An 8,966-nucleotide genomic window follows, 5' to 3' on the forward strand; every position below is an offset into this window, starting at 1 on the left:
TGAAACATTCAGGAAGTAAGCATGGCAAAAAAAACAACAAAAAAGAAAACTACAACTAAAGCATCCTTTAAAACTAAGACAAAGAAGGGTTTAAAAACACCTTCGCTTAAGTTAACTAATCAACAAAAACTTATTTTTGGAAGTTTTCTTATAATACTAGGTGTTCTCCTTTTTATATCATTTTTATCTTTTGTATTTACAGGCAAGGAAGATCAAAGTGCGCTTCATAATTTCCCAGAACGCTCTAACGAATACAAAAACTGGGCAAGTCAACTTGGAGCATGGGTTAGCGAACTATTTATTACAAAAGGTTTTGGTTTACCTTCTTTTATTTTTGCCGGATTGCTTTTTCTTTCAGGTGTTTATGTTTCTCTTAATTTAAAAAAGTCTAAACTTAGAACACACTGGATTTGGGGCACACTCATCGTTGTTTGGTTATCTATTCTTTTTGGTTTTTTTACTCATAAATTCGATTTTCTAGGAGGAACTATTGGTTTTGAAATGAATCAATTTATTCAAGATTATATAGGAAAAATTGGAACTATTCTTTTATTAGTGTTTGGACTTATCACCTATTTAGCCATTAGGTTTAAACTTACCGGAGATACTATTCTAAACAGTTTTAAAAGTGCAAAAAGCTCCATTAAAGAAGATTTACAATCTGATAATACAACATCTAATCCAGAACCTGCCGTGGTATTAGACAATAGTTTAACGGAGGAAGCCGAAAACATTAAATCTGCTTTTGAAATTCCTTTAGAAAAAGCAGAACCCACTATAAGTAAGCACTCTAAACCCGTTACTAAAACCACTTCACCAGCAGAGAACCTTACCATGGAACTTACAGAAGAACCAAAGGAAGAAACTATTGAGACCTCGGAATTAGAAATGAAAGTAGAAACTGTAGAAGAGGAAAAATCAGAATCCGATAACTTAGCCGATAAACTGGTGGAAGATTTTGGTCAATTTGACCCTACATTAGAGTTAGGAAAATATCAATTTCCAACGTTAGACTTATTAAAGAAATATGATAACGAAGGGATTTCCATCGATCAAGAAGAGTTAGAAGAAAATAAAAATAGAATTGTAGAAACTTTACTCAACTACAAAATAGGAATTACAAGTATTAAAGCCACGATTGGTCCAACAGTAACACTTTATGAAATTGTTCCTGACGCTGGCATCCGAATTTCAAAGATTAAAAATTTAGAAGATGATATTGCCTTATCCCTTGCTGCTTTAGGTATTAGAATTATCGCACCGATTCCTGGTAAAGGTACGATTGGTATTGAGGTTCCTAATAAGAACTCTACTATTGTATCTATGCGTTCTGTTATTGCATCTCAAAAATTTCAAAAATCAGAAATGCAATTGCCAATTGCATTTGGAAAAACCATCAGTAATGAAACCTTTGTAGTGGATTTAGCTAAAATGCCACACATGCTAATGGCCGGAGCCACAGGTCAAGGTAAATCTGTAGGACTAAATGCTGTACTTACATCCTTGCTTTATAAAAAGCATCCTGCGGAAGTAAAATTTGTATTGGTAGATCCTAAAAAGGTAGAATTAACGCTATTCAATAAAATAGAACGTCATTATTTGGCAAAATTACCAGATAGCGAAGATGCCATTATAACAGATAATACAAAGGTGATTAATACCTTAAATTCACTTTGTATTGAAATGGATAACCGATACGAAATGTTGAAGAATGCATTTTGTAGAAACATTGCAGAATACAATGCAAAGTTTAAAGCCCGCAAATTAAACCCTAACGATGGCCATGCGTTTTTACCATATATTGTCTTGGTTGTCGATGAGTTTGCCGATTTAATAATGACCGCTGGTAAGGAAGTAGAAACACCAATTGCGAGGCTAGCACAACTGGCACGTGCCATAGGAATTCATTTAATCATTGCAACGCAACGTCCTTCGGTAAATGTTATTACTGGTATTATTAAAGCCAACTTCCCTGCACGTATTGCATTTAGAGTAACCAGTAAAATAGATTCTCGTACCATTTTAGATGGTTCTGGTGCAGATCAATTAATTGGTCGTGGAGATATGTTATATACTCAAGGTAATGATTTAATCCGAATTCAATGTGCGTTTGTAGACACACCAGAGGTTGAAAAAATCACAGAATTTATTGGATCTCAGAAAGCTTATCCAGACGCACATTTACTGCCAGAATATGTTGGTGAAGAAGGTGGCACAAATCTTGATATTGATATATCCGATAGAGATAAACTGTTTAGGGAAGCTGCGGAATTAATTGTCACAGCACAGCAAGGATCAGCCTCCTTATTACAACGAAAACTAAAATTAGGTTATAACAGAGCAGGCCGTATCATTGACCAGCTCGAGGCTGCAGGTATTGTCGGCAATTTTGAAGGCAGTAAAGCACGCCAAGTTTTAGTTCCAGATTTAGTAGCTTTAGATCAGTTGTTAGAAAATGAACAGTAATAAGTAAAGACTATCAATAGTTAATAAAAACATCATTTTATAATATTTTAAAAAGAAAAAAACACGAATGAAAAATTTAATTATTATCGCATGTCTCGCTATAGGTTTCAACACTTTTGCTCAAAATGATAAGCAAGCCGAAACATTACTTGATGAAGTGAGTACAAAAATTAAAAACTATAAAAACATTAGTTTAGACTTTAAGTACGAACTGAATAATATTAGCGAAAACATTAGTCAAGAAACACGTGGAGATGTGGTTATTGCGTCTGATAAATACAAACTCAATATCTTAGGAATTACAAGAATTTTTGATGGAAAAACCTTATATACCATTAGCCCTGAGGATGAAGAAGTTACTATTTCTACTGATAATACGGAAGACGAAAGTACAATAACACCAAGTAAAATGTTGTCATTTTACGAAGATGGCTATAGCTATAAAATGGATATCGTTCAAAATGTGAAAGGACGAAAAATTCAGTATGTAAAGCTAACTCCGATGGATACAAATTCTGAAATAAAACATGTACTCTTGGGGGTTGACGCGACTACAAAACACATTTACAATTTAATTGAAGTTGGTAAAAATGGCACTAAAACAACATTAACTGTTAATTCTTTTAAAACCGACCAACCTATATCAAAAACCTTATTTACATTTGACAAAAGTAAATACAGCGATTATTTTATCAATAATATTGATTAATACAATTTAAATAAATATAATCGCGTAAATTTCATTTTTTCTAAAATTGATATTAGGCTAAATTTTTAACAGTGTGAAAATATTAGATAGGTACATACTTATCACTTTCTTAAGGACGTTTTTTAGCGTCTTTATTATATTCATGTTCATCTTTATTTTGCAAGGAGTTTGGTTATATATTTCCGAACTTGCAGGTAAGGATTTGGACGTAATAGTGACCGCTAAATTTATTCTGTACTATATGCCAAGGCTTATTCCGTTGGTAGTACCGCTTACCATTTTACTATCTTCTATAATGGTTTTTGGTAATTTTGCTGAGAATTACGAGTTTGCAGCCATGAAATCTACTGGTATTTCATTGCAACGTGCCATGAGAAGTTTAAGTGTTTTCATCGTTGCTCTTGGTATAGCCTGTTTCTTTTTTTCGAATAATGTTATTCCTTGGGGAGAGTACAATTTTTATAATCTAAGACGAAACATCGCTAAAATGAAACCTGCCTTAGCAATTGCAGAAGGTCAGTTTAATGAAATTGGAAATATTAATATTAAGGTTGCTAAAAAATCTGGAGATCGAGGGCAATTTTTAGAAGGTGTGGTCATCCATGAAAAAAGCACTACCAGAAGAGGAAACTATAAAGTTATTGTTTCTAAAAAAGGGGAACTAAAAAGTAGTACGGATTCTAATATTCTTCAACTTGAATTAAAAGATGGTAATTTTTATGAAGAAATTATTAGCAATGATTTAAAGAAGAATAAAAATAAACCACACGTCAGAAGTTATTTTGACACCTATGTCACTAATGTAGATTTAGAAATCTTGAATAATGAAGATTTAGACGAAAAAAGCCAATCTAACAGATACAACATGTTAAATGTAAGTCAATTGAGTAACCAAATTGACACTTTAGAGCAAATGAAAAGAAACGATTACAACGCCTTATCATCAACCTTATACAATCGTAGTACTTTTGAATCACTTAATATAAATATAGATACTTCTAAGACAAGAAAAAATATACCAAAAGACTCAATAATTCCTATTGAAGATCCGTTGAGTTTATATAAGACTGCACAAAAAATTCAGATTCTTAATTTAGCTGTAAACTCTTCTAATAGTACCAGACAAATTTTAGATTCTAATAAGAAGAACTTACAAATTAAACAGGTTCATCTGAACAAACATATCATTGCATTGCAAGATAAATTTGTTTTAGCATTTGCTTGTGTTATTCTGTTCTTTGTAGGAGCACCTCTAGGAGCTTTAATCCGTAAAGGAGGACTTGGATTACCAATGGTTATTGCTATTGTGTTATTTCTTGCTTATCACTTCTTTAGTATTTTTGCTAAAAACAGTGCAGAAAAAGGTAGTTTTAATCCAGTAATTGGCACATGGCTCTCTACAGCCGTAATGTTACCTCTAAGTATTTATTTAACTACGCGAGCTACTAACGATAAAGGAGTTTTTCAATTTGATCAAATTTTAGTTCCATTAAAGCGATTATTCAATCCAAAACAAAGGCTTCAACTTTCAGAGAGCGACACTAAGGTATATAATTTCTATTCAAAATATTCTATCGCAGAATTAATCGCTATTATAAAAAAACAAGATGATTTTGATATAGATAAAAAGCCTAAAGAGATTGCGCTTCATAATCTTCTAAACCGTAATATTTCATTAGAAAGTTTACAAACTGAAGGATTAGAAATCCCAAACACATTAATTAAAGCTAGAGTTTTATTAAGAGATTATAAGGATTATTCTAAAACAAGCTTAATAAGCTATGGTATTGGAGTTGTATTATTAGTCTTACATTTTGTGTTTAAAAACAATAAGCTTCCTGAACTGGCAGAAACAGGAATTACTCTAAGTATTATTGCCTTTATCTTTTTTATCATTTATGTGATTGTGAATGCATATGTGTATTCAAAGTTCTATAAAACCATCAATCAAAAAGGAAAGCGTATTAATCCTTTGTTATTGGCATTAACACTTCCTATTTATCCTTTAAAATATATCATTGTAAGAAGTAGAATTTCTCAAGACTTCTATCACAGCTGTCTTCAGAATATAAAATAAGCGTATCTTTGCATCGTCTAAAATTAATATTATGACCACTACAACATCTATGAATACTCAAACTAGCCTTAACACTATTGAAGAAGCCATTGAAGACATTAAGCAAGGTAAAGTTATAATTGTTGTTGATGATGAAAATAGAGAAAATGAAGGTGATTTTTTAGCGGCTGCCGAAAAGGTAACTCCTGAAATGATCAATTTCATGGCAACACATGGTAGAGGGTTGATTTGTGCGCCACTTACTGAACATCGTTGCGAAGATTTAGAGCTTAATGTGATGGTGCGCAACAATACGGATCCTATGGAAACCGCTTTTACGATTTCTGTAGATTTAAGAGGAAATGGTGTTAGCACAGGTATTTCTGCTAGCGATAGAGCAAAAACGGTAAAAGCTTTAGTGAATAAAGACACCAAACCTTTTGAGTTAGCACGACCAGGACATATTTTTCCGTTAATTGCTAAAGAAGGTGGAGTCTTAAGACGTACAGGTCATACGGAAGCTGCTATAGATTTTGCACGTATAGCTGGTTTTGAACCTGCTGGTGTAATTGTTGAAATCATGAACGAGGATGGCACCATGGCACGATTACCACAATTACTTGAAGTCGCTCAAAAGTTTGATTTAAAAATTGTGTCTATTGAGGATTTAGTAGCTTACCGCATGGAGCACGATTCTTTAATTGAAAAGAAAGAAGATTTTGATATTGAAACGCGTTTTGGTAAATTTAGATTAAGAGCATACCAACAAACTACAAACGATCAAGTTCATATCGCTTTAACTAAAGGTACGTGGAAATCTGATGAACCTATTTGTACACGTGTTAATAATACGCTAGTAAATAGTGATATTTTGAGTGCATTGACTAATAATGCAGATCAGAAATTAGATGATATGTTCAATGTTATTAATAAAGAAGGTAAAGGAGCTATTATCTTTATTAACCAACAGCCAGAAGCCATGAATCTCCTTACTCGTCTTTCTTTACTAAAAGATAGTCAGGTAGAAGGCGAGTTAATAAAAGCACCTAGTTTAGGTATGGATACCAAAGATTTTGGAATTGGTGCTCAAATTTTACACGATCTTAAAATCAGTAAATTAAAACTTATATCAAACAGTCTCCAAACCAAGCGTGTTGGAATGATTGGTTATGGATTGGAGATTGTTGAATATGTTAACTATTAGTAACGAGGACTACAGACGCTTATTAACAACTTATTTTAGGTAATATGCATTTAGAGTTAGAGATCTACACAGTAGATACTATACTCTTATAAGCATAAAACAAAGCATATTAAGCCTAATTTTCAATAGGTTCAATATGCTTGAATAGTTGTTTTTAAGTTACAATTATGATAAAATTTGTATACCTAAGTATATAAATACGGTATACAAAATTACATAGAAGATATAATATTCGCCATCTTTTCCGCTCGTGCTTTAACTTCTTCTTCCGTCCAAGACAATTTAATTAAACAAGAAATATTTCGACCGATATAATGGTCCGATTGTTCAAAGGTTTTTGTTTGAAGATATTCTAAACCTTCTCTGACTTCTTTTGAAATTGGAAATAATGATTTCTGATCTTTTAGATGATTCCATTCTTTAATATAGTGCCAGTTGTTATGGTAATAATTCCAACACGCATCTACTCCATTTTCTTTAAATGCTGTTGCAACTTTCTCTGCAGATTCTAAATCAGGTAAAAAGAAATTTAAAAACGCATAACTTTCTTCTCCTCCTTGAGGAACGGTTCTAAACGTCACTCCAGATACTTTTTCCAAAGCATTTCGTAAAATGGTATAATTACGTTTTTGAATAGAAATAAATTCAGGTAATCGTCTTACTTGTGCTAAACCAACGGCTGCATGTAATTCTGAAATTCTAAAATTATAGCCTAAAAACGGATGCGATTCTGCACCTCTATCCTTTCCGATATGATCGTGACCATGATCGCTATAATGATCAGCATTTATATAGTAACCTTTATTATTTGTTACTACAGCTCCCCCTTCACCACAAGTGATCGTCTTTACAAAATCGAATGAAAAACAACCAATATCTGCAATACTGCCTAGTGGCTTACCCTTATAGGTGCCTCCAATAGCTTGACAAGCATCTTCTATAAATAATAAGTTGTGTGTGTTACAAATAGTTTGTAAGGCGTCCATATTTGCCATACTACCGCACATTTGTACCACCATTACCGCTTTTGTTTTTGGTGTAATTGCAGCTTCAACTGCTCTTGGGTCTAGACTTAAGGTGTCATCGATATCGACTAAGATTGGAATTGCTCCAAGCATCATTATCGCTTCAAAACTAGCCACAAAAGTAAACGTTGGCATAATTACTTCATCACCAGCTCCTACTCCTGCAGATGCTAAAGCTACAGATACAGCGGCTGTACCACTAGAAACTAATTGAACGTGTTTAGATTGAAAAGTGCTCGCCAATTCTGATTCTAATTCTTTAGCTTTCCAATGGCCTTTACGCATACCATCAAATCCATAACGCATTAATACTCCATTATCTAAAACATCATTTACTTCTTTGCGTTCTAAATCGCTAAATAACTCGAATCCTGGCATATTTAATTTTAGTTTTGTGTTGTTTTTAGTCTTAAAACAAAGATATCATTTTAGATATTTTAAGCTATTAAAACAGCTATAATTCTATAACGGTTTTTGCAATAGGTTGTCTTACTTTTTTAAAATCCGCAAACATATCGTCAGCTGCTCTATATCCCACTGGTAGTAACAAAACCGAACTTAATCCGTAACTTTCTAAAGCTAATTTTTTATCTAATTCTTTAGGTATAAAACCTTCCATAGGACAACTATCGATACCTTCTACAGCACAGACGGTCATTAAATTACCCAAAGCTATATAAGCTTGACGTGTTGCCCAGCCAACTTTCTTGTCCGTTTTCATATCCTCTATTGTGGATTTCATTTGTTCTTTAAAAGGTTCTAAAATCTCATCAGGCGTATTTCGTATGGCCTTAATAGTTTCAAAATGATTATAAACATCTTTACTATCAATTTGATTTTGAATGCACAACACCAATAAATGAGATGCATCTACTACTTGGCGTTGACCATAAGCCACTTCTACCAAACGCTCCCTTACTATTTTATCTTCTATAATAACGAGCTTTAAGGTTTGCAAGCCGTAGGATAAAGCAGTTAAATTAAAAGCTTCTTTTAAAGTTTCTAATTTTTCTTTTGATAGTATTTTGGTAGCATCAAATTTTTTGGTCGCATAACGCCATTGCAACTTTTCTATAATGGACATTTGTTCTTAATTTTTGTCAAAAATACAGAATATATCGTTTCAACTATAAATTGACATCTAGTCGAATATTTTACAATGAAAAAAAGCTGAATAACAAAAAACGTTATTCAGCTTTGAACTCTTCTTTTATTTTAAAAATATTATCGCTTTAAAGTAAAATTCGCTTTAAACTCTTTGCGTTGACCTGTACTTGGTTCGTCGTATTCTACGGTAAACCAGTAATCGCTTGTTGGTAACGCGTTACCATTAAATGTACCGTTCCATCCCTCTCCATCAGGACTCAATTGCTTTAATAACTTACCGTAACGGTCAAAGATGTAAATGATGGCATTACTTCCAATACCTTCAATATTCCACGTGTCATTAGTTCCATCTCCATTAGGGGTAAAGTACAATGGGTAATCAATAACAAATATAGACTC

At 32.9% G+C, this 8,966-nt stretch carries 7 protein-coding genes; 4 read left to right on the plus strand and 3 right to left on the minus strand.

Features of this window, described 5'->3' with window-relative positions:
• The first annotated feature begins 21 nt into the window (after positions 1–21).
• The 4 genes from C8N41_RS15895 (at position 22) to ribB (ending at position 6,435) form a co-directional block, all read left to right on the plus strand.
• Positions 22–2,466, plus strand: coding sequence for an FtsK/SpoIIIE family DNA translocase (locus C8N41_RS15895; RefSeq protein ID WP_115839977.1), 2,445 nt, complete (start codon positions 22–24; stop codon positions 2,464–2,466).
• A gap of 67 nt (positions 2,467–2,533) precedes the next feature.
• Positions 2,534–3,175, plus strand: a complete 642-nt coding sequence (locus C8N41_RS15900; protein ID WP_115839978.1) for a LolA family protein — start codon at positions 2,534–2,536, stop codon at positions 3,173–3,175.
• 73 nt (positions 3,176–3,248) lie between these two features.
• Positions 3,249–5,252: an LptF/LptG family permease gene (locus tag C8N41_RS15905; RefSeq protein ID WP_115839979.1), complete on the plus strand. Its 2,004-nt coding sequence runs from the start codon at positions 3,249–3,251 to the stop codon at positions 5,250–5,252.
• A 31-nt stretch (positions 5,253–5,283) separates the two neighbouring features.
• On the plus strand, positions 5,284–6,435 hold the full coding sequence (ribB, locus tag C8N41_RS15910) for a 3,4-dihydroxy-2-butanone-4-phosphate synthase (protein WP_115839980.1): 1,152 nt from the start codon (positions 5,284–5,286) through the stop codon (positions 6,433–6,435).
• A 212-nt stretch (positions 6,436–6,647) separates the two neighbouring features.
• Here ribB and C8N41_RS15915 read toward each other — a convergent pair whose 3' ends face one another.
• From C8N41_RS15915 to C8N41_RS15925, 3 genes are all read right to left on the minus strand, one after another.
• The gene (locus tag C8N41_RS15915; RefSeq protein ID WP_115839981.1) at positions 6,648–7,838 is read right to left on the minus strand and encodes a DegT/DnrJ/EryC1/StrS family aminotransferase; all 1,191 of its coding nucleotides are present in this window, start codon (positions 7,836–7,838) and stop codon (positions 6,648–6,650) included.
• 76 nt (positions 7,839–7,914) lie between these two features.
• Complete coding sequence (locus C8N41_RS15920; RefSeq protein WP_115839982.1) at positions 7,915–8,544, minus strand: NAD(P)H-dependent oxidoreductase; 630 nt, start codon at positions 8,542–8,544, stop codon at positions 7,915–7,917.
• Between the two features lie 140 nt (positions 8,545–8,684).
• Positions 8,685–8,966: T9SS type B sorting domain-containing protein (locus tag C8N41_RS15925; protein ID WP_147298972.1), on the minus strand; the 282-nt coding region annotated here is incomplete at its 5' end.

Origin of the sequence: Winogradskyella sediminis, from assembly GCF_003387355.1 — a bacterium.
GTDB lineage: Bacteria > Bacteroidota > Bacteroidia > Flavobacteriales > Flavobacteriaceae > Winogradskyella > Winogradskyella sediminis.